A 22,302-nucleotide genomic window follows, 5' to 3' on the forward strand; every position below is an offset into this window, starting at 1 on the left:
TTACGTGCTTTTTTATTTTTTCATATTATTTACAATACTCCACATATTATCACCTGTCTCTAAACTCTTTGAATTTATCTGATATGCTCTTTGAGCTACTATCATATCAGTCATTTCTGTTCCTAAATCCACATTTGAGTTTTCTAGATAATTTTGATATATTACTGACTTGTTATTCACAAACATCTGTGCTCCCGCCTTAGGTACAAATAAACTTTTTCCTACAGATATCATAGAATCATTTCCAGTAACATCATAGATATTTATCTTACCAACATTTGTTGTGGTCTGTCCGTTTTGAATACTTATGGTACCATCCTGTGCAACAGCAACATTACTAGCTGTGAATTTAACTGTACTAGGATCTACACTATAATCTATATTCAGGTAATTTCCATTTGGATCAACTATTCTTCCATTTGCATTTACAGTAAAACTTCCTGCTCTTTCATATGCCTCAGTTCCATCCGGTGTTGTTACCTTAAAGTATCCACTTCCATCGATTGCTAAAGCAGTCTTAGAATCGCTTGGTGTCAATGATCCTTGTGCATTATTTCTAATCCACTCATTTGCCTTAACACCAGATCCAGTATAACGATTATTATCGTCATTTGTAACTGGATATCCCTTTCTATTTAGTGTTTCATATAATAAATCACTAAACCCAACTGTTTCACTTTTATAACCAGTAGTGCTACTATTGGCCAAATTGTTTGATATGGAATCCAACTTTTCCTGCTCAGCAGCCATTCCACTTACACCATTCCACATAATTCTAAGCATAATTCTTACACCCCTTTAAACTTCCACTAAACCTTTCCTACTTCATTTACAGCTTTCCCAACAGTTTCATCAATAGACTGTACTGTCTTTTGATTACTTTCAAACACTCTCATAGTAGTCATCATATCAGTCATTCCTTTCATGACATTCACATTAGATCCCTCTAGAGCTTTGTTTTCTACACTAGCATTAAAATTCTGAATAGGATTATCTCCCTGAAAAAGATTATCTCCAATCTTTTTTAACTTAGTATAATCATTGAAATGTACAAAATTAAATTTATATTTCGCTGGTCCATCAACACTTACATTTCCATAAGGATCACAACTAACGATTCCTTTACCCAACTTTATTGGTTCAGTAGTATTTGTAGCTAAGTTAGTTCCCATTATATAATCTCCTGAATCATCAAGCATATATCCATCCATATTTACATGAAAATGTCCATTTCTCGTATAATAATTTTGATCTGATCCATTATTTTTCCTAACAGTGAAAAATCCTCTTCCCTGTATCGCAAAATCTGTGTCTATATCTGTTGCTTGTATATTTCCACCTGTAAAATCAGTCGCAGTATCATTTATCCTAGAACCTAAATTAAGTGTTCCTAAAAGTGTTCTCTCAGGTACTCCATTTTCTCTTTTAGAATAATTTTGAATGAGTACGTCTTCAAAGGATTGAGATGATAAACTATCACTTTTAAAACCAACCGTATTTGTGTTTGCAAGATTATTAGTTATAACATCTTGCTTGGCTTCTTGAACAACCATTCCGCTTATAGCAGTATAAAGTCCTCTTACCATATAACCACTTCCTCCATCATTTACTAACCTTCATATCAATTGGATATTTCATTCCATAAGAATATGCTTTCTGCTCTATTTCACCTTTGGACATAGAATTATTAATTTTAACAGTATACATAAATAATGTAGATATAAGCATTCCTATACCTATACCAAAAAGTATTTTTCTATCACACATAATTGTAAAAATTGATTTTAGTTTGTATACAATTTTTGAATTAATAATACCTCACCCTTTCCTAAGTCTAGCTTTTCTGATATTTGATCTACGGTATTTCCATCTTCAAGCAGTTTTCTTACTTTACTTATTTTTTCATTCTCATTCTCTTTTATAATATCATCATCTTTATCTATTAAAACATTGATACCTTGATTTTTTGCCCTATATTTACTATCGTCTATTTTTTCATTAATTTTATACGTATTTGTATCTTCACCATTACTAAGCTTTTCTATTTCCTGCTGCATTTCAAGAATCGTTTCTGCAAATTCCTGCCTTAACTCACCTATTTTTAAATCATATTCATCTGTATTTTTTATTCTATTTTCAAAATTAGTTTCAAAAGAAGTATCATTTTTTATTGCTTTTACATTCATAATAATAAGTATAATTCCCATAAATATTAAGATAATGCCTGCCATTAAATCAACTCCAATTTATTCATATTTTAGCTTTTTAAGTGATTTTCTAAGGTGCATTATAGCTCTAGTATGAAGCTGACAAACTCTAGATTCAGACACATTTAAAATATTTCCTATTTTCTTTAAAGTCAATCCTTCATAGTAATATAGTGATAATACCATTCTATCTTTCTCATTAAGAAGTTCTATTCCCTTAGCAAGGTATTCAATTTCTTCTTTCTCTTCTAAAGCCTTTTCAGGGCTTGGACTTTTCTCATCTTCTATAGTTCCTATTAAAGGCATATCATCGTCCTCTGAAAATATTAAATCTTCTAAGGATACTACTGATATATAATTAATATATCCTTCAATCTCTCCAACTTCTTTTCTTCCAACACCTAAGCCACTTGCAATTTCTAATTCCGTAGGTTCTCTGGATAGTTCCTTTTCCAATCTCTCTACTACTAAATTGTATCTGTTAAGCTTGTCCATAGCTCCTTTAGAAATGGGACTATTCTTTCTTAACTCATCTATCATAGCTCCTTTTATTCTTATAGATGAATATGTTGAGAACTTCATCCCCTTACTCTGGTCAAATTTTTTCAAAGCATCCATAAGACCTATCATACCATACCCTACTAAATCTTCGTATTCAATATATTTACTCTTACCAATTATTACTCTTGAAGCTATATACTTAACAAGAGGTATATATTTTTTTATTAAAGCCTCTCTATCATCTACAATCCCATCTATTGCCATATAAAAAATCCTCCCTATCTTTTTTTCATGTGCTTTCTCATTATATTAAAAGTATAGTTTATTATATGCTCTCTAATTCTCTCATCTATATCATCATCAAATTCAAGTCCACAAAGATACTCCCCATTTACTTCTCTTATTGCTCTAACACAAGTACTTATCAAAAATAACTTTTGATCTCCAATAGGCAAATTTACAAAAATGCTATCACCAACATTAGGCTTTTGTTTTATTCGTATCTTTAGTCCCCCACCACTTAAATCAATCATGTAGCCATCTGAAAATTCTTCTGAAGCTTCTTTTAATTTTTCTATTTCAGTTTTAACTACATTTTTATTTAAAACTTTATATTTTATACTTTCAATTAAATCAACTCTGAAATTTTTTCTTCTCTGTACCCTCTTTATATTCTCATAACTTGGCTTTGATATTAATATTAATTTTATTGCATCTTCTTTTTTCCTCTCTATAACAGTAGACGTAAAGGAATAGACTTGATTATCGTGATAACACCAAATTTCTGTCATATCCCCTTTATGCATAATAGCATAGGTTCCATTAGCTACTGGTAAACTTATAGCAATGTATTTCTCCTCAATTCCCTGTATATTACTTTTATAAATTTCATTATCTAGTACCACTTCACATTTGTCATTAATAGCTATAAAACTAAGGTCACCCATAACCACAACTCCTTACGAAAAAATCTTAAATAATTTTTTAAATAATCCTTCAATTCCAAGGCCATTATCCTTAGTAGTGGTTCCCATGAGCTTATTTGCTATATACTGAATATCCTTAGCAGCATAACAATTGGGATTTTCAACAACAAAAGGTGTTTGATTTCTAACAGCTTTAACTATCCTTGAATCCTCAGAAATACTACCTAAAAATTCTGTATCTGCCTTTAAAAACTTTTTTGCAACACTTTGGAATTTTTTATAAGTCTCCAAACCTTCCTTATTATCCACCACTCTATTTATAACTACCTTAGCATAAGACTTTATCTTAAAATGAACAACTGCTTTAAAAAGGCTATATGCGTCTGTAAGTGACGTTGGTTCAGGCGTTGTCAGAATTATAAGTTCTTCACAACAGGAGATAAATCCTAAAACACTTCTATTTACTCCAGCACCTGTATCCATTATTATATAGTCAAAATTCCCAATAGAAGCAAGCTTTTTTACAAAGGCATTTATTTGATCCTCTGTAATATCTTTAAATTTAGTAATGCCAGAGCCTCCTGGCAAGAGCTTAACTCCAAAAGGGCCCTCCACAATTGCATCTTCAATTTTCATATTATTATATATTACATCAAATACACTATATTTAGATATACATCCAAGCAAAATATCATCATTACCCATACCAACATCTGCATCAAAAATTAGAACTTTTTTATTCATTTGTTGAAGTGTTATGGATAAGTTAACTACGAAATTACTCTTACCTACCCCGCCTTTACCAGATGTGACAGTAATTATTACAGGCCTCTTTATCTCTTCTCCAGCGTTTTTTTTAAGAGCCATATTTCTAAGTCTTTCAGCCTGGTCTAACATACATTATCCTCTCCTAGTACTAAGCTTACAATTTCGCCTTTAGCCATTCTTCTTATGTCATCAGGAACATTCTGTCCTGTAGTAACATAGCTTAAAGGCTTGTGAGCATAATTTAGTATATTAATTATAGAACCATAAGTTGTAGTTTCATCAAGTTTAGTAATTATAACATTTTGAAAATCAAGCTGCCTATAACCATCAATTATAGCTTCTAAATCCCTATTTTTAGTAGTTGCACTTATTACGAGGTTTATATTTAAGCTATTTGTCTTACTTACAAAAGCCCTTAGTTCTGATATTTGCATTTTATTTTTGCTGCTTCTGCCAGTAGTATCTACTAAAATTATATCACAGTTTTGCATGCTTTTTATAGCCTCATCCATTTCCTTTAATGTCAAAACTACTTTAAATGGAAGATTCATGATATCCGCATAGGTTCTAAGCTGTTCTACAGCACCTATTCTATAAGTATCAACAGTTATAAGCCCAACTTTCTTTTTTTCAATAAGAGAAAACTTACCTGCTAACTTTGCAATAGTTGTAGTTTTACCAACACCTGTAGGCCCTACAAATGTAATTATACCTTTCTCCTCTGTTTTAGAAATTTCTATATTTTTTTCTAGGGCACTTTTTAATTTTAAATTTAAGTCAATGTCAGATTTGTCATCCATTATATTTTTGACAATCTCTTTTATGTATCCTTCATTTATATCAGCTTCCTCAAGCTTTAACTCTATTTCAGACTTTTCTTCTTGATCAGCATTTGAGGAAGAAATGTTACCTATAAGCTTTTTCATTTCTTCCATTTCCCTAAGAATTCTATCTTCCCCACTGCTTTTTACATCTTCTAAGACCCTTCTTTTTTCGACCTTAGTAGTTTCCTCATGTTTTTTCATTGCCCTTTTTAATGCTTCTACACTCTCATTTAAATCAGAATTTTCTTCTGTGTACTGGGGCTTAGAATATATATTTTCTCTCTTTTTTGTATCTTTTGAATTATCAACTGCTGCCGTTACCTCTATTAGCTTCTTTGAAAAAATCCCTAAAATTCCCCGTTTTTTAACTTTCCTTTGACTTATTATAACAGCGTCACTGCCAAGATCATATTTTATTTTCGCCATTGCTTCATTCATACTCTTAACAATATATTTCTTTACCACCATTATAAATTCACAACTCCTTCAGTTCTTATCTGTATATCATTTGGAATTTCATTAAGTGAAAGAACTGCAACACCTGGAAATACCATTTCAATAAGTTTTCTAAATGCAGGTCTTATTTTAGGCGAAACTAAAATAGCTGGTTGACCATCATTAAAATTAACAGTACTTACAACCTGTTTTATAGAATTCAACAAATTAGTTGTCACATCAGGACTAATGGCTGGGAATGAACCTTGTACTGATGATTTTTGAATATTGTTAGCAATTAAATTCTCAACCTCTGGAGATAAAGTTGCAACAACCATACTATTATTTTCATCTACAAGATTACTACAAATAGTTCTACCTAATGACATTCTAACATATTCAGTTAAAAGTTCAATATCCTTTGTGTTTCTTGAATTATCCGCTAAGCACTCCATTATTGTTACCATATCCTTAACAGGTATCTTTTCCTTAAGAAGGTTTTGCAGAATTTTTTGAAGTTCTCCTATAGTTAATAGATCTGGTATAAGTTCTTCAACTACAGCTGAGTACTTTTCTTTCATTGAATCCACAATTTCTTTTACTTCCTGTCTTCCTAAAAGCTCGAAAGAATGATCTTTTACTGTTTCAGTTAAATGAGTGATCATTACTGTTGTAGGATCAACTACCGTAAGTCCCCTTATTTCTGCATCTTCTCTTTGATCTTTATTAATCCACATAGCTGGAAGACCAAATGTAGGCTCAATAGTTCTTATACCTTTTATATCAGAGTTTTCATTAGCTGGATCCATGCATAAAAGCATATTAGGCATAAGTTCACCCTTTGATACTATTGTACCTCTTATTTTCACAACATATTCATTAGTTTTAAGTTGAAGATTATCTCTTATCCTTATAGGTTGAACTACTACTCCCATCTCTATGGCGCATTGTCTTCTTACAGAGGCTATTCTCTGAAGCAAATCTCCTCCTGAATTTTCGTCTGCAAGTGGGATCAATCCGTATCCAATTTCTATTTCCATTGGTTCAACAGATATCAGTTTCATTACGTTCTCAGGTTCTCTCTTTTCCTTCTCCATAACCTGCATATTTTGAGTTTCTGCCTCAATAATTTTTTGAGACATTTCGTCTTTAAATAAAAGGTAAGCTGAGACTCCCATTGCTGTAGCAAGAATTAAAAATACCAAATGTGGAAATCCTGGAATTATAGCAAGGGTAAAAAGTACAACAGATGCTAGAGCTAAAACCTTAGGAAAAGCTGTAACTTGTCCTAAAAGTTCATTTCCAAGACTTTCATTATTTTTACTTCTTGTAACAAGTATACCTGTTGCTACAGATATAAGTAATGCTGGTACCTGACTTACAAGACCATCACCGATAGTTAGTATTACATACTGCTGTGCTGCCTGGGCTATACTTAGGTTTCTCATAAGTACTCCCATTATAATTCCACCTATAATATTTATTGCACATATTATAAGTGATGAAACAGCATCTCCCTTTACAAACTTAGACGCACCATCCATAGCTCCAAAGAAATCTGCTTCAAGCTGCAGGTTTTTTCTTTTGGTTTTAGCTTCTTCTTCAGTAATCAGCCCCGCATTAAGATCTGCATCTATTGTCATCTGTTTTCCTGGCATAGCATCAAGAGTAAATCTAGCTGCAACCTCCGCTACTCTACCTGAACCATTGGTTATTACAACAAACTGAACTATTATAATTATCAAAAATATAATTATACCAACAACATAGTTTCCACCAACAACAAAGCTTCCAAAGGCACTTATTATGTCCCCTGCATATCCATTAAGTAAAATAAGCCTTGTAGATGAAATATTAAGTGAAATTCTAAAAAGTGTCGTTACTAGTAACAGTGTTGGAAACACTGAAAATTGAAGTGCTTCCGTAATAAACATAGTTAGAAGTATTATGATTACTGACATAGTAATATTAAAAGCTATAAAAAAATCAAGCACCTTAGCTGGTAGTGGAACAATCATCATAATAACTATTCCTACAATAGCAAGTGAAACTATGACATCTCTATTGTCTTTAACATTAAATTTTAATCTCCTACCCTCTTCCATAATTATCACCCTTGTTTCTTATTTAATTTATATACCAAAGCTAAAATTTCAGCCACTGTTTGATACATTTCAGCAGGTATCTGTTCGTCTACTTCAACCTTTTTAAATATCAACCTTGCTAGTGGCTTGTTTTCCATTATAGGCACATTGTTTTCTTTTGCAATTTCTTTTATTCTAAGTGCCGTTCTATCTGCTCCTTTAGCTACCACTGTAGGAGCTTTATCAACTCCCCTCTCATATTTAATTGCAACTGAAATATGAGTAGGGTTTGTAATTACAACCGTAGCATCAGGAACCTTACTTAACATCGTTCTTGTTACGATTTCACGCATTCTTTGTCTTCTTTTACCCTTTATTTCTGGGTCTCCCTCTGCCTGTTTAAATTCTTCTTTAACCTCATGCTTTGTCATCTTCATGTCTTTTTTATACTTATACCTGTTATATACAAAATCAAATCCTGCAATTACTATCATTATAAGAGCTACTATTCTGAAAATACTTATTACATAACTTAAATATGCCTGAGGAATATATTGAACCATTAAATTATTCAGATTAGCTATATCGCCATAGTTAGACATAAGAAATTTGTACCCAACAACTGATAATACTGCAACTACTACTAAATCCTTTAAAAGATTTACTATTGTAGTCATAGAGAATATTCTTTTAAAACCAGAAATAGGATTTAGCTTTTTTAAATCAGGTTTTATAGGCTCAGTTGTTGTTATCCATCCAGTTTGAGCTATATTGGCTACGATTCCAACGACCATTACTGGCACTCCAAACATAAATATAAATTTACCAGCATTCAGAATTACAAATATAATAATCCTTCTTAAATCAAGCTCTGTAAGATTACTGTGTATATATGATTGAAAAAAAGTTTGCATCATAACGCCAAGACCATTAAAGAATGTTTGTCCACCGAGCGATATAATAAATGTAATAGCAACAAGTGTTGCAGCAAGAGGAACTTCCTTACTTCTAGCAACCTGGCCTTTTTTCCTAGCTTCACTCTTCCTCTTAGGGGTTGCTTCTTCAGTTTTATCCGAATCTGCAAAAATAAGCCCTATGGGAACTAATTTATAAAATCCTTTATATATATCAGGAAGAGATGAAAACGATGTTATTAAAACCTTTGCTATAAGTGGTAAAATTATCATAAGGCAAGTAAGTCCAAGTAGTATCTTTATTGGCATACCTAATATCATTACATTTAATTGAGGCACAGTTCTAGACATAAGCCCCATAACTATATCTGTAATTAAAAGCACTAATACAACTGGTAGTGCTATTTTGAAACCTATAACAAAGAACTGTACAAATACATTAAATGCCACCATGACACTTTGATCATTTATAACAAATGTACCCAACTTAACTGAATTAAAGCTGCTTACAAGCTCTTTTATAACTACTTCATGTCCACCTATAGAAAAAAATAAAACCACAGAAAACATATTTAAAAATCTTTCTATCAATGATGCATTACTTTCACTTGAAGGATCATAAGCTGTCATCATACTGTATCCTATTTGAAAGTCTAAAAATTGTCCGCCTATTTTAACTCCTAAAAACATTAAATTAGCAAAGAAGCCAAGTATAAGTCCAGTCAAAATCTCACATATACACTGCCATGTATATAGAAAACCATTATTTAATGCACTAACCTGTGATAAATTTATATATGGCATTACGAAAAAAGATATACACAATGATAACATTACCTTTACAGTATTTGGAAGCGACTTTGGAAACATAACCTGTAGTGCTATAAAAAATGCGAAAACTCTTAAAAACACCATAAAGAGCGATGTAAAGTATGCAATATTCATATTATCACACCTAACGCGTTATATTAGCAATTACATCAAACATCCTAGTAGTTAGCCCCATCATCATATGGAGCATCCAACTTCCAGCCAAAAAGCCAACTGCTGCAATAGCTAGAAGTTTTGGAAGAAAAGTAAGTGTTTGTTCCTGAATCTGTGTAGTTGCTTGAAATATACTTATAAAAAGACCTATTATTATAGACACTATGAGCATAGGAGCAGAAACAATAAGACCTGTAGTTATTGCATCCTTCATTATTTTAATTATCATATTCTCACTCATTTTAATCACCCTCCAAAACTTAAGACAAGAGATTTAACTATAAGATACCATCCATCTACCATTATAAACAAAAGAAGTTTAAATGGCATAGAGACCATAACTGGTGGAAGCATCATCATACCCATTGACATAAGAATACTTGCAACAACCAAATCTATTATAAGAAATGGTATATATAATAAAAATCCTATTGTAAATGCAGTCTTAAGTTCACTTATAATAAACGCTGGAACTATATCGTGAAAAGGAACTGTGTCCTTTGTAATTTTCCCTGACTGATTATCTAAATCAATAAATAATTTCAAATCCTTTTGATAGGTTTGCTTGTACATAAATGTTCTAAGAGGCTTTTCCATTTCTAAAAGAGCCTGCTGCTGACTTATTGACTTGTTTAAATAAGGCTGAATTGCATTTTTATTTATTTGTTTATATGTTGGCATCATAATAAACATAGTTAAAAATAAAGCCAAGCCTATAAGTACCTGATTAGGTGGTGACTGCTGTGTTCCCATAGAAGTTCTTAAAAATCCCAATACTACTATTATTCTTGTAAAACTTGTCATCATCATTATTATTGAAGGAAGTAAAGTAATAACAGTAAGTACTAAAAGAAGTTTTATATTATCTACAAAATCCTTAGGATTGTTAGAATTCGCATTGTCAACTGAAATATTGACTTTAGGTATCTGTATTGTACTTGCAGTATCAACTGGTGCTGCATGAGCCCTAGCTCCAAGAAAAGCAAGGAATACCAAAAATACAGCAAGCATGATAAAACTTTTCTTTTTCATATTATTCTTCCTTTTTATTCTTAAGTTTGTTTTTAATACTTAAAATAAATTCATTTAAATTTTTATATTCAGGAATGCTTTTACTTTCATTTAACATACAAAGTTCCTCATCGGTAAGTTCTTTAAGAATCTCAACCTTACCTTGAGTACTAGAAAGTACATAAGCCTTATCACCCATTTGAGCAACTAAAATGCTATTTTCCTTAGAAATAGGTGTCTTCTCAAGTATTTTTAAAAACCTACCATTTTGCATGTTTTGAAGTTTACTTCCACCATATTTCAACGATAAATATATTAGGAATATAACTAGTGGTAAAAATATTATTATTTTTAGTAGCATAAAAAAGATTTCCATTGCAATACCATCCTAATTTATTCTATTATTATTGCTGAATAACTAAGTTTGAAAAATAAACATTATCAATTTGACCATTTTTAAGATGAGGGTTTATTCCTTCTTTTATTTCTTTTTTCATTTGATCAATTCCTGTAGGAGTAAAATCAGCTGCTTTCTTACTTCTCAAAACATTAACTATTATATCTCTCATAATTGGTGTTTTAATGTCTTCCTTCGTATCTTCAAGTTCTTCTTTAAGTTTTGAGTTTTTAGAACTATATCCAACTGCAACTGTAACTTTTATATATTTAGCTCCATCTGTATCTGCAAGATTGGTTAAAATCTCTTCAAAGCTATAGGTATTTTCTTCAACATTTGCTTCAGTAGTAGTTGCTGCATTTGTTGCTGTTGTGTTTGTCGATGTTGGAGATTTTTTTGAAAACACAAAGAAATATGCAAGTGCTGCTGCTATAAATACTACAATTATTACCATAAGTAGTATTATTATGATTTTTGACTTTCCTCCACCTTTTTCCCCTTTATCTTTCTTTTTTTCACTCATAATCACTCGTTCCCTCCTATAGTATACATATAGTATACATAATTTTTATGTCTAATCCTATGCTTATTTAAAGGTTCCGCTAACTATTTTTTTCTTAAATTCTATAATTTTATTTATAACCTCATCTATACTCTCTTCAACAATATACTTGTTGCCGTTTATAAGCGTTATAACTGTCTCCGGTACCTCTTCTATTTTTTCTATTTTTTCATCATTAAGTATCAATTCTTTTCCATTCATACCAGTAAGATTTATCATTAACTCACCTCTATATTTTTGAATTATGGAAACTTGATAAAAAAATTTTTATCAAGTTTCCTTTAATTTGATACTCTAACTATCTCTTAAGATTTACTAAATCCTGAAGTATTTCGTCACTTGTAGTTATTATTTTACCATTTGCTTGATAAGCTCTACTTGCAACTATCATATCTGAAAATTGTTGAGCTAAATCAACATTTGACATTTCAAGTGCTCCACTATACATCTTTCCATAACCACCACTGTTATCTTCCTTCTTTGCTGAAGAAATGAAAGTAGGATCAAGTTTATTACTGTAAGCACCACTACGTACCATAGGCTGACCAGAACTTGCTGAAGGCTTAACATAGTTTCCACCTTCTTTTTCAAGTCCTCCTGCATTTGTAAATGAAGACATAGCTATTTGCCCTATAGCAGCTGCTGATCCATTATCAAGATTTGCTGTTATAACTCCATCTTGCCCTATAGAAAATCCTTTTACCTTTAATTCCTGTGTTGAATAAACAGCATTTCCAGATGCATCACGGGTTGCTGTTACCTTTGTAACTGTAGGTGGTATTTTTAAGGTATGAAGATATCTATTATCTGCTCTTAAATCAACATCATTTGCATCTACAAAGGCAACGTCTCCTTTTTTTATTGTAGCTGTACCAGATCCAGAAGGATTTTTATCTACAGCGGCTACGATTGATTTATTTAAATCGTCTCCTCCTTCTGCAGCTATATAAGTAGCAGCATTTTCATCACTACCAGCCATTGTTGTCTCATCTTGAGCTCCTGATATACTTACAAAGTTACCATATATATTCTTTGTTTTATCTGCACTGTCCTCATACAATGTATTTCTTCCTACCATAGAATACCCTAAAACTTTTCTACCATCCGCAGTAACCAAATTTCCTTCATTGTCTAGATTAAAAGATCCATCTCTTGTATATGAAATATCTGTACCTGATGGTGTTGAAGTTATTGAGTGATCAGTTGTAGAAACGTTAATGCATTCTGATTCATCAGCCATATTTGCACCAGAAGCAACCATGAAGTACCCATCTCCATCCGTGATTGCAACATCCAAATTTCTACCTGTTGTATTAACGCTTCCAGAAGCTGTATTAGTGATTATTGCTGAAGAATTAACTCCAAGGGTAATCTGCTCTGGATTAACACCACCATAGTTTGCTGTTGCTCCTGAAGCTCCCTTTATAGTTTCACTAATTGCATCTGAAAAATTAATTGACTGACTTTTGTAGGCTGTTGTACTTGAGTTTGCTATATTACTACCTACTATATCTAATTTATTTTGGTTAACTTTAAGACCACTTATACCTGAAGTCATTGCTCTTAACATAAATTCTACCTCCTAATTTTTATATGATAAGCATAGCTTTAGTTTTGCTTCCTTCATTCCACAAAACAAGCCCCCTATAAAGGTCCAGCTATAATAAAACCACGCTATCTATATTAGTAAATACATTCCCTTTACTACTGCCTTTGTCTACAGCAGTAACTATAGTTCTATTTTTTATGCTAGCAACCAACGCCACATCCTTGTAAAAAATCAAACAGTCCTTTGCTCCTTTATCGTGTGCCTTATTGATTCCATCATTTATCTTTTTCATATCAGCTTCAGTAAAATCAATATTCCTAGATTTTAGTCTTTCAGCAGCATGATGTGAAATAGTAAATTCATTCTGCTTTTTAATACTGCTATCTAAAATACTTTCAAAGTCATTTAAAGAGTTATTTGAAGCTTTTATGTTCGAAGTATTATTCACATAATAATTAGCTATATCTTGTGTTTGAAACAACTTTCCATTTACAACTCTATAACTCATATATAATCACCTGCACTTAAGCTCTTCATAGATAATCTAGTATACCCTTATGTCGAAGAAGAAGTATTACTTGTAGTACTCGATGAACTTGAGGTATCGCTCTTTGATGCAACTTGGTCATCTATTTGCTTTTGAGTTGTATCATATATATTATCCTTAAGAGCAGAAACGCTATTAACCTGACTATAATCAAAAGCTATTACCTTATATACATCTTGAGTTTTATACATAATGTTGCCATTTGAATCCTTAACAACATTTCCATTTGAATCTGTTTGTGGTACCGTTTCTGTTTCATACTCAATGTTTCCCTTTGAGTCTCTAACTACATTTCCATTTCCATCAACTTTTTCTTGACGAACATAATTACCATTACTATCAATTAATTTAACATATATTTGAATGGTATCCCCATTTTTAGTTACCTTTTGAACTTCTCCTCTATATGGCACGCCATCAGGGTCATACTGTTTTAAAGTAACCGTTCCTCCCATAAGTGATGATGCACCACTAAAGGTCATGGTTCTGTTCAAATTAGTCATTTGTTCTAAGTTTGAAAATTGAGCTAACTGAGCTATATACTGTGTTGAATCCTGCTGACTTGTAGGGTCCTGGTGAGACATTTCCGCAATAAGTATTTTTAAAAATGCATCTTGCCCTAATGTATTACCCGCATTACGAACTATTTGGGTTCCACCAGCAGTTTTACTATTTTCCGTAATAGTGACTGTACTTAAGTCATTAAGCGGATTAGTAGTATTTGCCATTAAAACACCTCCTATGCAAGCATATTTAATTTATTAAGAGAACTATTGTCTGATGAATTATTTATTGCGTCATCACTTTCAGTATCTATTTTTATATTCTTATTACTGTTATTTTTCTGATTTTCTTTATTTTTCTCGTTAGATTCTTTATCTTGTCCAGAGAAAAAAGTAGTATCATCATTATACACATTCACAGAAAAAGCTTGTATTTTTATATTTTGTTCATTTAAGTTTTTATTCATTTCATTGAGATTTGAATTTAAAAGATTATAAGCATCTTTATTTGAAGTTGTAAGCTCTGCCTTCATAACTCCAGCCTCAGAAGTTAGCTTTATAATAACTTCTCCAAGTTCTTTAGGATTAATTTTTACAGTTAACTCTTTGATGTTATTATTCTCCATAAACTTAACTGATTTTATCATATCCTCTACAAAAGTAACCCTATTTGCAGTCATTACCTTTGCATCTCCTTGAACTTCAACTGCACTACTAGAAAATTGATTCATAAAAGCAGTAACCTTTGAAAATTGACTTTCAGTGTTGTCATCCTTTGATATAAGGTTTTTAAGAAAATTTTCGCTAGAATCTCCACTCTTAGCTTGTTCATTTGTACTATCTGAATCATAAGAAGCCTTTGTATTTTCCTTATTGCTTCCTAAAACACTACTGCCAGCCTGATCCAACGTTCCTTTATCTTCAAAATCATTATCAAATTTAGAAGAGCTAGAATTTAGAGCATCACTACCATTTAGTTTTTTCTTTAATGAATCAATAATGTCTCTTATTAATTTTTCTTTCTCAGCTAAAGATGAATTGTCTGTTCCACTTAATGCACTATCAAGAGTTTTTAATAAATCTTTACCAGAATTATTTTTTAGTAGTTCTTTAATATCATGCATTACCTTCATTAGCTTATCCTGCACTTCATCTGAAATACCAAGTGCTTTCATAGCTTTTTTTAATTCATCGTCACTACAAGCGCCATTACCTTTAATCAACATTTCAAGCATCTGCTGAATAAGTGACATATCAGTTTTACCATCTTTAATATCCTTTAACAAATCCTCTAAATCGCCATTAAGCTTAGACACTATCTTCTTAATTTCTTTTTCATCAGCATCATTTGCCTCCGATACATTACTATGCTTATTAGAAGCAGTGCTTGTTTTATCTGATTTTGAAGTTTTATCGCTGCTTAAATTTCTGTTTGAATACCTATCATTATCAGATTCATTATCGGAATCAGTATCTTTTTGATTAACATTTTTTGTATCATCATTATTTTGTAGAGATTTAACTTTTAAAACATCTTCAAAAGATGTATTTTTTGAATTGCTACTATCTTTAGATTTGAATTCATACGAATCTTTTTCTGAAATCCCAATACCTTTAACATTAACCATAACCATTCTCTATCCTCACCCCCTTTCAATGTTCCTAATAAAGCTATATAAAGCTAATTCATCATTAACTCTCTGCTCTTTTAAATTCTCATTTTTCTCAAATTCTAACTTTTGCTTGTCTTTTAAAACTTCTACAGTTTTTCTTTCGACCTGCTTTTTTATAAGAACATTTCTTTTATCTTCAACTACTTTTTTCTGTTTTTCAAGATTATCACTAGCTTCGTCAATAAGAACATTTAATGCATTTAGATAATTTTGTGTTATCTTTTGTTCTATTACTGTACCAGATAATCTTTTAAGGGAATATTCATGATAATTTTCAGTCATACTTAGTAAGTTCTTCTCAATTTCCTTTTTTACATCCTGAGATTTTTTAAACTCTATTTTACTCTCCTCTTCCTTTTGAATCCTTAGATCCAAAAGTTTTTGAAGTCTAAAACCAAATCCAGCCATAATTCACTTCCTCTACTGTGTTATATTAAACATACTTTTTAGTGAATTTATACTTTCCTCAAAAGATGATTTTTCTTCTATACCCTGTTTTAGATAGCTAATTATTCTATCATTATAATTTATAGCTGCATCAACCTTATTATTAGTACCTTTTACATAGGCTCCTATATTTATAAGGTCTTCATTTTTCTTATATTCTGCAAGAAGATCCCTTGCAAGCCCTGCTGCTTTTTTATGATCACTATCAGCAATTTCTGACATAAGTCTGCTAACACTACTTAAAACATCTATAGCCGGATAGTGATTTTGTGCTGCCAAATTTCTTGAAAGAACAATATGTCCATCAAGTATACTTCTAACCGCATCCGCTATAGGTTCATTGAAATCATCACCATCAACAAGCACCGTATAAAAAGCTGTAATTGAGCCAGTCTCCGCCATTCCCGAACGTTCCATTAGTCTTGGGAGCATAGCAAAAACAGAAGGTGTATATCCTTTAGTTGCTGGTGGTTCCCCTGTAGCTAGTCCAACTTCTCTTTGTGCCATAGCAAATCTTGTTACAGAATCCATCATTAAAATTACTTTTTTGCCTTTGTCTCTAAAATATTCTGCAATAGCTGTAGCTGTAAATGCACCTTTAAGTCTTACAAGCGCCGGTTTATCAGAAGTAGCACATACTATTACTGATCTTTTCATGCCTTCTTCTCCTAGATCTTTTTCTATAAAATCTAGAACTTCTCTTCCTCTTTCCCCTATAAGCGCTATTACATTTACATCAGCCTTTGCCTCTCTTGCAATCATACCTAGTGTTGTACTCTTACCAACACCACTTCCTGCAAATATTCCAATTCTCTGTCCTTCTCCACAAGTCAAAAACCCATCTATTGCTCTTACACCAGTCTCAATAGAATTTTTAATTCTGCGCCTTTTAAGTGGATCAGGTGGTTCTCTATCAAGTTGATAAAGAACTCCACTTTTTACTTCTTCTCCTCTTAATGGAGCGCCTAAACCATCTAAAACCTTACCTAAAAGCTCATCAGAACATTTGACAGAGAGAGGAATTCCTGTTTGAACAACTCTACATCCAGGAGATATTCCTTCAAGCTCACCAAGTGGCATCAATATTACACGCCCCTCGTTAAAGCCTACAACTTCGCATTTTATTGGCCTATTTCTTTCATTATATATTATGCATACTTCACCAACAAATGCCTTTATTCCATCAACTTCGATTGTAAGACCTACAACTTTATTTACAATTCCTTCAACATATTCAGTCTTACACTCCCTTATTTGACTTATGACTTTGTCGAAATTAATATCTATCATATAATCACCTGAACTATTCAGTTTTTAATAAAACTTCCTTTATCTTTTCAAGAGCGTCGTCAATACTAACTTTAACTTTACCACTATCACTTTCAATTATAGCTGAACCTTCATCCATATATCCATCATCAACTACAAAGAAATCTCCTCTATATGGAAGAGTACTTTTCCAATTATCAAGTGACTTTCTAATGCCTTCAGAATGGTTACTACTACACTTAATTATTATTGTTTTGCTCTTTTTACATATCTCCAAAGCTTCATAAATCATATTATCTATGCCATCCGCTTCTTTAATTCTTTCTTTGAGTATATGCTGAGCAATTTCGATGGAAAGACTCTTTATTTTTGCTTCCATATCATTAAAGTATTCTTGAACTTCAAATTTAGCACTCTTAATCATATTTGCTACATTCTGTTCTGCAAGGGACTTTAGATTTTCAATCTCCATATTTCCCTTAACAACTGTTTCATTATAAGCATCTTCATATCCCTTTTTTCTGCCCTCTTCAAGCCCCTCATCATAGGCCTTTTTATAAAACTCTCTTGATTCCTCAAGTGCTTTATTTTTGATATATTCTGCTTCATGTCTTGCCTTTTTTATAATTGCTTCTCCAATAACATTATAGCTTTCAGATTCAGCTCTTTCACCTTTAGAAGTCCTTTCAACCTTAAAATTAGCTACAGTAATAACCTGCTTTTTCTTTTCATCAAGTACTCTATCATTATTTATAATATTAGAGAATAATTGCATCTTCTCCACCTCTTGAAATTACGATTTCACCAGCATCATCAAGTCTTCTTATAACAGAGACGATCTTTTGTTGAGCCTTTTCAACATCTACAAGTCTTACAGGTCCTAAGAATTCTATATCCTCCTTAAGTGCAGCTGAAGCTCTCTTAGATTGGTTTCTATAAATAGCTTCTGCAACTTCTTCAGAACATCCTTTAAGTGCCATTCCAAGATCTTTATTATCAACCTCTCTAAGAACTCTCTGAATTGCTGCATCATCAAGGGTAATAACATCTTCGAATACAAACATAGATTCTTTGACTTTTTCTGCAAGTTCTGGATTTTCCTTTTCCAAACCTTCTGTAATGTTCTTTTCTGTAGTTCTATCAACTTGATTTAATATATCAACAAGAGTCTTAACTCCTCCTATAACAGTAAGATCTGATCTTACTACTGAAGATAATTTACTGTTAAGAACCTTTTCTATTTCCTTTATCACCATAGGTGAAGTATTGCTCATATTTGCAATCCTATAAGCCACGTCATTTTGAACTTCCTCTGGAAGGGAAGACATTATTTGAGCAGCTTTATCTGCTTGAAGATAACATAATATGAGCGAAATTGTCTGAGGATGCTCATTCATTATGACATTCAAAAGCTGATGAGCATCTGCCTTTCTAGCAATTGCAAACGGTCTATACTGTTCAGTTTCTTCTGCCACTTTTTCAAGAATTTCTTTTGCCCTTTGGTTACCTAAAGCTTTAGCAAGAAGTTCTCTTGCATAATCTATTCCACCCTCTACTATATAATCTTTGGCCTTGTTCATTTCTATAAACTCTTGAAGAACTTCTTGTTTATATTGATTTTTGACACCAGAAATATTTGCTATCTCATAAGTTATTCTTTGAATTTCTCTTTCTGGTAGTTTCTTTATTATACTAGCTGAAGCTTCCGGTCCAAGAGTAATGAATAGTATGGCAGCCTTTTGAACCCCGGTTAATTTTTGTTCCTTACCAGCCATATACTATCACCTCTCCTCATTAGTTAACCAAGCTTTTACAATATCAACCACTTGTTCTGGCTTAGTTGAAGCATACTTTTTGATTTCTTTCTCAATGTGAGTCTGTTCATCTTCCTCACCCTCAAAATCAATTGGTGCAAACTTAGTTTTTGACTTTTTAATTTCATCCCCAACTACTACATCAAGATTTTGAGTACTATCTAAATCTTCATCAAATTCTTCTTCATCAGCTGCTTGTTTTCTTCTTCTTATCATAATTACAACAAAAGTAATTATCGCTAAAGCAAGAACTCCAGCTCCTATTGCTATTGCCATGTACATTTTCTGCTTATTTGCAGCATTTTGAGCATCTTGCATCTCTTTAAGAGCTTTTTTAGCCTCAGTTTCTGCTGTGTTATCAAAAGGTAAACCTTCAACACTTATAGTATCTCCTCTTTGTTGATTATAACCAACAGCATTACTTACTACATTAGTAAGAGTAGACTGAGTATCTCCATTGATCTTACCATCCACAATAACTGATATTGTAAGTCTCCTTACATCTCCTGGAGCCTTAACTGTTTTGTTAGTCTCACTACTAACATCATAATTAGTTGTAACATCCTTACTACTAGAAGTAGAGTTACTATTATTATTAGCAATAGTGTTAGAATTAGTATTATTGTCTAATGGGCTTGAAGAAGTACTTTGAGGCTGAGAATTAGTGCTTTCCTGACTATGTTGACTAACTATAGTAGGATTTTTAGGATCATTAGGATTACCCTTATTATCATAATAAGTTTGACTATTAGTCTCCTGTGCATCAAAATTCAAATCAGCATTAATCTTAACCTTAACTTTTCCCTTACCATAAATACTTTCAAGAGAATCCAAAGCCTTTTTTTCAAGCTCACTTTCTACATTAGATTCCATTTTATTTCTATTTTCCGCAGAATCTGTAGTATCACTGCTGTCATCTTTTCCTTTACTATTATATAAATCCTTACTAAGAAGTGCCATCTTATCATCAACAACTTGTACATTTTCCTTAGGTAGATTTTTAACACTTCCAGAAACTAAAGATATTATTGCTTTTACTTGGTCTTTACTTAAAGTTTCCCCAGCTTTCATCTTAACTGTTACAGAAGCACTTGCTGGGGTTGAATCTTTAACAAATGCAGAATCCTCAGACATAACTAAATGAACTCTAGCGTCGCTAATTTCATCAAAGTTCTTTATTGTTCTCTCAAGTTCACCTTGAAGAGCTCTTTGATACTCGACATTAAATTCAGAATCCGTTGTTCCAAATTTATTAGCACTATTGTCAAAAAGTTCAAATCCAGTACTTCCACCCTTTAAATTTGTGGCATACTGAAGTCTAAGTTTGTCAACATCTGCTGCCGGAACGTAAATAGTATTTGTAGAAGAATCTTCTTTATGCGCAATCTTATCACTGTCAAGTTTACTAATAACTGTTGCTGCATCACTTGAATCCAATTTTGAAAATAAAACAGCATATTTAGTTCTAGTTGTAGACACTAAAAAGACTACTAATGACGCTATAATAGCCACAACAATTATCAGAAAAACTATCTTCTTTCTCTTACTAATTTCGCCCCATTTATTCCGCAAGTTTTTTAAACTTTCCAATAGTTTTTTCATCACCAGCACTCCCAACTATAACTGCGTTCTATTTAACTCCTGATATGCGTCAACTAGCTTATTTCGCATTTGAACCGCAAGTTCTAGTGACAACTTAGCTTCTTCTGTTGACAACATCACTTTATGAACATCAACGTCGTCTCCCTGGATAAAAGCATTGGTAGTGTTATCAGCATCTATTTGTTTATCATTTACCTCTTGTAACTTCTCATTTAGTATATTGCCAAAATCCACACTGTTTGTACCATTAGCATCACCGCTTGTCTGGTTTTCATTAATAACATTAGTATTTGACGTATTCTTAGTCAAAATACTTTTCATACTATCTGGTATAAATTCATCAACTCTCATAAATATTTACTCCTTATTTACCAATTTCTAAAGCTTTTGTATACATTCCCTTTTCATCATTCATTGCAGTTACATTAGCCTCATACGCTCTTGTAGAAGCCATCATATCCGCCATCTCATTTAAAATATTAACATTAGGCATCGCAACATATCCATCAGCATTTGCATCAGGATTACCAGGATCATATTCCATCCTAAATGGGGATTTATCCTCGTCTATTTTAACAGCTCTAACACCTAAAGGTTTATTCTCATATTTACCAGTTTCTTTATTAAATAAATTCTCAAAATTATCTTGAAAAACTGCTACTTTTCTTCTATATGGTCCCCCATCAGCTGTTCTTGTGGTGGAAATATTAGCTATATTAGAAGATATAGTATCCATTCTTAATCTTTCTGCCGAAAGACCACTTGAACTTATATTGAGTGAACTAAAAGAACTCATAAAGATTACCTCCCATTTATAACATTTCTCTCCATGTTAATTCTGCTGCTTATCTGATTTATAAGTGTGTAATATTCAAGTGTATTCTGTGCATCATTTGACATTTCTGAATCAATATCAACATTATTTCCATCTTCATTTACACTACTTGCTGTATCTTGCTTTAACTGAATATCTCCAAAAGACGCTCCATCATTTATATGTCTAGAATCTGTTCTTTCCATCCCAAGATTATCCATTGAATTCTTCAAATTATCTTCAAAACTAACATAATATCTCTTGTAATCTTTAGTGTTTACATTTGCTATATTATTTGATATTGCTTTACCTCTCTCTGATGTTGCATCAAGTCCCTTACTAAGTAAACCGTAAGTATATTGGTTACTTGATATACTGCTCACATCCATCATAATTCTCTCCTCTCTTTTATAGACTTTTATACCCTTTATTATTTAATTGGACAAATTTTTTCAAATTCCTTTTAGAATT

26 protein-coding genes are annotated in these 22,302 nt (G+C 32.1%); all 26 read right to left on the reverse strand.

Annotated features, from left to right (window positions below; all coding sequences use genetic code 11):
• Nucleotides 1-12: 12 nt before the first annotated feature.
• A complete protein-coding gene (locus tag CA_RS11015) occupies nucleotides 13-783 on the reverse strand; it encodes a flagellar basal-body rod protein FlgG (RefSeq protein WP_010965438.1) in 771 nt (256 codons plus the stop codon).
• 26 nt (nucleotides 784-809) lie between these two features.
• A complete protein-coding gene (locus CA_RS11020; RefSeq protein WP_010965439.1) occupies nucleotides 810-1,586 on the reverse strand; it encodes a flagellar basal-body rod protein FlgG in 777 nt (258 codons plus the stop codon).
• Nucleotides 1,587-1,784: 198 nt separating this feature from the next.
• On the reverse strand, nucleotides 1,785-2,231 hold the full coding sequence (locus CA_RS11025; RefSeq protein ID WP_010965441.1) for a hypothetical protein: 447 nt from the start codon (nucleotides 2,229-2,231) through the stop codon (nucleotides 1,785-1,787).
• Between the two features lie 15 nt (nucleotides 2,232-2,246).
• A complete protein-coding gene (locus tag CA_RS11030) occupies nucleotides 2,247-2,972 on the reverse strand; it encodes a FliA/WhiG family RNA polymerase sigma factor (protein WP_010965442.1) in 726 nt (241 codons plus the stop codon).
• Between the two features lie 14 nt (nucleotides 2,973-2,986).
• A complete protein-coding gene (locus CA_RS11035; protein WP_010965443.1) occupies nucleotides 2,987-3,655 on the reverse strand; it encodes a flagellar brake protein in 669 nt (222 codons plus the stop codon).
• 12 nt (nucleotides 3,656-3,667) lie between these two features.
• Entirely contained in the window at nucleotides 3,668-4,531 is an 864-nt protein-coding gene (locus CA_RS11040) for a MinD/ParA family protein (protein WP_010965444.1), read from the reverse strand.
• The gene (gene flhF, locus CA_RS11045) at nucleotides 4,525-5,694 is read right to left on the reverse strand and encodes a flagellar biosynthesis protein FlhF (protein WP_010965445.1); all 1,170 of its coding nucleotides are present in this window, start codon (nucleotides 5,692-5,694) and stop codon (nucleotides 4,525-4,527) included. Before flhF ends, CA_RS11040 begins: the two co-directional genes overlap by 7 nt.
• A complete protein-coding gene (gene flhA / locus CA_RS11050) occupies nucleotides 5,694-7,766 on the reverse strand; it encodes a flagellar biosynthesis protein FlhA (protein WP_010965446.1) in 2,073 nt (690 codons plus the stop codon). Before flhA ends, flhF begins: the two co-directional genes overlap by 1 nt.
• Nucleotides 7,767-7,771: 5 nt before the next feature.
• A complete protein-coding gene (locus CA_RS11055) occupies nucleotides 7,772-9,604 on the reverse strand; it encodes a fused FliR family export protein/FlhB family type III secretion system protein (protein WP_010965447.1) in 1,833 nt (610 codons plus the stop codon).
• 10 nt (nucleotides 9,605-9,614) lie between these two features.
• Complete coding sequence (gene fliQ, locus CA_RS11060; RefSeq protein WP_010965448.1) at nucleotides 9,615-9,884, reverse strand: flagellar biosynthesis protein FliQ; 270 nt, start codon at nucleotides 9,882-9,884, stop codon at nucleotides 9,615-9,617.
• Nucleotides 9,885-9,889: 5 nt separating this feature from the next.
• Complete coding sequence (fliP, locus tag CA_RS11065) at nucleotides 9,890-10,675, reverse strand: flagellar type III secretion system pore protein FliP (RefSeq protein ID WP_010965449.1); 786 nt, start codon at nucleotides 10,673-10,675, stop codon at nucleotides 9,890-9,892.
• Nucleotide 10,676: 1 nt separating this feature from the next.
• Nucleotides 10,677-11,030 (reverse strand): flagellar biosynthetic protein FliO, encoded by a 354-nt coding sequence (fliO, locus tag CA_RS11070; protein WP_010965450.1) that lies wholly within the window; start codon nucleotides 11,028-11,030, stop codon nucleotides 10,677-10,679.
• Nucleotides 11,031-11,058: 28 nt separating this feature from the next.
• On the reverse strand, nucleotides 11,059-11,574 hold the full coding sequence (locus CA_RS11075; protein ID WP_010965451.1) for a flagellar basal body-associated FliL family protein: 516 nt from the start codon (nucleotides 11,572-11,574) through the stop codon (nucleotides 11,059-11,061).
• Nucleotides 11,575-11,637: 63 nt separating this feature from the next.
• The gene (locus CA_RS11080; RefSeq protein WP_010965452.1) at nucleotides 11,638-11,832 is read right to left on the reverse strand and encodes a flagellar FlbD family protein; all 195 of its coding nucleotides are present in this window, start codon (nucleotides 11,830-11,832) and stop codon (nucleotides 11,638-11,640) included.
• A 79-nt stretch (nucleotides 11,833-11,911) separates the two neighbouring features.
• Nucleotides 11,912-13,183, reverse strand: a complete 1,272-nt coding sequence (locus CA_RS11085) for a flagellar hook-basal body complex protein (RefSeq protein WP_010965453.1) — start codon at nucleotides 13,181-13,183, stop codon at nucleotides 11,912-11,914.
• A gap of 88 nt (nucleotides 13,184-13,271) precedes the next feature.
• Nucleotides 13,272-13,670, reverse strand: a complete 399-nt coding sequence (locus tag CA_RS11090; RefSeq protein WP_010965454.1) for a TIGR02530 family flagellar biosynthesis protein — start codon at nucleotides 13,668-13,670, stop codon at nucleotides 13,272-13,274.
• Nucleotides 13,671-13,717: 47 nt separating this feature from the next.
• Nucleotides 13,718-14,437 carry a flagellar hook assembly protein FlgD gene (locus tag CA_RS11095; RefSeq protein WP_010965455.1) on the reverse strand — a complete coding sequence of 240 codons (720 nt, stop codon included), beginning with the start codon at nucleotides 14,435-14,437 and terminating at the stop codon, nucleotides 13,718-13,720.
• 11 nt (nucleotides 14,438-14,448) lie between these two features.
• The gene (locus CA_RS11100) at nucleotides 14,449-15,846 is read right to left on the reverse strand and encodes a flagellar hook-length control protein FliK (protein ID WP_010965456.1); all 1,398 of its coding nucleotides are present in this window, start codon (nucleotides 15,844-15,846) and stop codon (nucleotides 14,449-14,451) included.
• Between the two features lie 9 nt (nucleotides 15,847-15,855).
• Nucleotides 15,856-16,293: a flagellar export protein FliJ gene (gene fliJ, locus CA_RS11105; protein WP_010965457.1), complete on the reverse strand. Its 438-nt coding sequence runs from the start codon at nucleotides 16,291-16,293 to the stop codon at nucleotides 15,856-15,858.
• Between the two features lie 12 nt (nucleotides 16,294-16,305).
• Nucleotides 16,306-17,622: a flagellar protein export ATPase FliI gene (gene fliI / locus CA_RS11110; RefSeq protein WP_010965458.1), complete on the reverse strand. Its 1,317-nt coding sequence runs from the start codon at nucleotides 17,620-17,622 to the stop codon at nucleotides 16,306-16,308.
• Between the two features lie 13 nt (nucleotides 17,623-17,635).
• On the reverse strand, nucleotides 17,636-18,376 hold the full coding sequence (locus CA_RS11115; protein WP_010965459.1) for a FliH/SctL family protein: 741 nt from the start codon (nucleotides 18,374-18,376) through the stop codon (nucleotides 17,636-17,638).
• Nucleotides 18,360-19,376, reverse strand: a complete 1,017-nt coding sequence (fliG, locus tag CA_RS11120) for a flagellar motor switch protein FliG (RefSeq protein WP_010965460.1) — start codon at nucleotides 19,374-19,376, stop codon at nucleotides 18,360-18,362. The genes CA_RS11115 and fliG overlap by 17 nt, the downstream gene beginning before the upstream one ends.
• Before the next feature lie 6 nt (nucleotides 19,377-19,382).
• Nucleotides 19,383-21,017, reverse strand: coding sequence for a flagellar basal-body MS-ring/collar protein FliF (gene fliF / locus CA_RS11125; RefSeq protein ID WP_010965461.1), 1,635 nt, complete (start codon nucleotides 21,015-21,017; stop codon nucleotides 19,383-19,385).
• Nucleotides 21,018-21,032: 15 nt separating this feature from the next.
• Nucleotides 21,033-21,368: a flagellar hook-basal body complex protein FliE gene (gene fliE, locus CA_RS11130; RefSeq protein ID WP_010965462.1), complete on the reverse strand. Its 336-nt coding sequence runs from the start codon at nucleotides 21,366-21,368 to the stop codon at nucleotides 21,033-21,035.
• A 13-nt stretch (nucleotides 21,369-21,381) separates the two neighbouring features.
• Nucleotides 21,382-21,813, reverse strand: a complete 432-nt coding sequence (gene flgC / locus CA_RS11135; protein ID WP_010965463.1) for a flagellar basal body rod protein FlgC — start codon at nucleotides 21,811-21,813, stop codon at nucleotides 21,382-21,384.
• 5 nt (nucleotides 21,814-21,818) lie between these two features.
• Complete coding sequence (gene flgB / locus CA_RS11140) at nucleotides 21,819-22,223, reverse strand: flagellar basal body rod protein FlgB (RefSeq protein WP_010965464.1); 405 nt, start codon at nucleotides 22,221-22,223, stop codon at nucleotides 21,819-21,821.
• Between the last annotated feature and the right edge of the window lie 79 nt (nucleotides 22,224-22,302).

Origin of the sequence: Clostridium acetobutylicum ATCC 824 (genome assembly GCF_000008765.1) — a bacterium.
GTDB lineage: Bacteria > Bacillota > Clostridia > Clostridiales > Clostridiaceae > Clostridium_S > Clostridium_S acetobutylicum.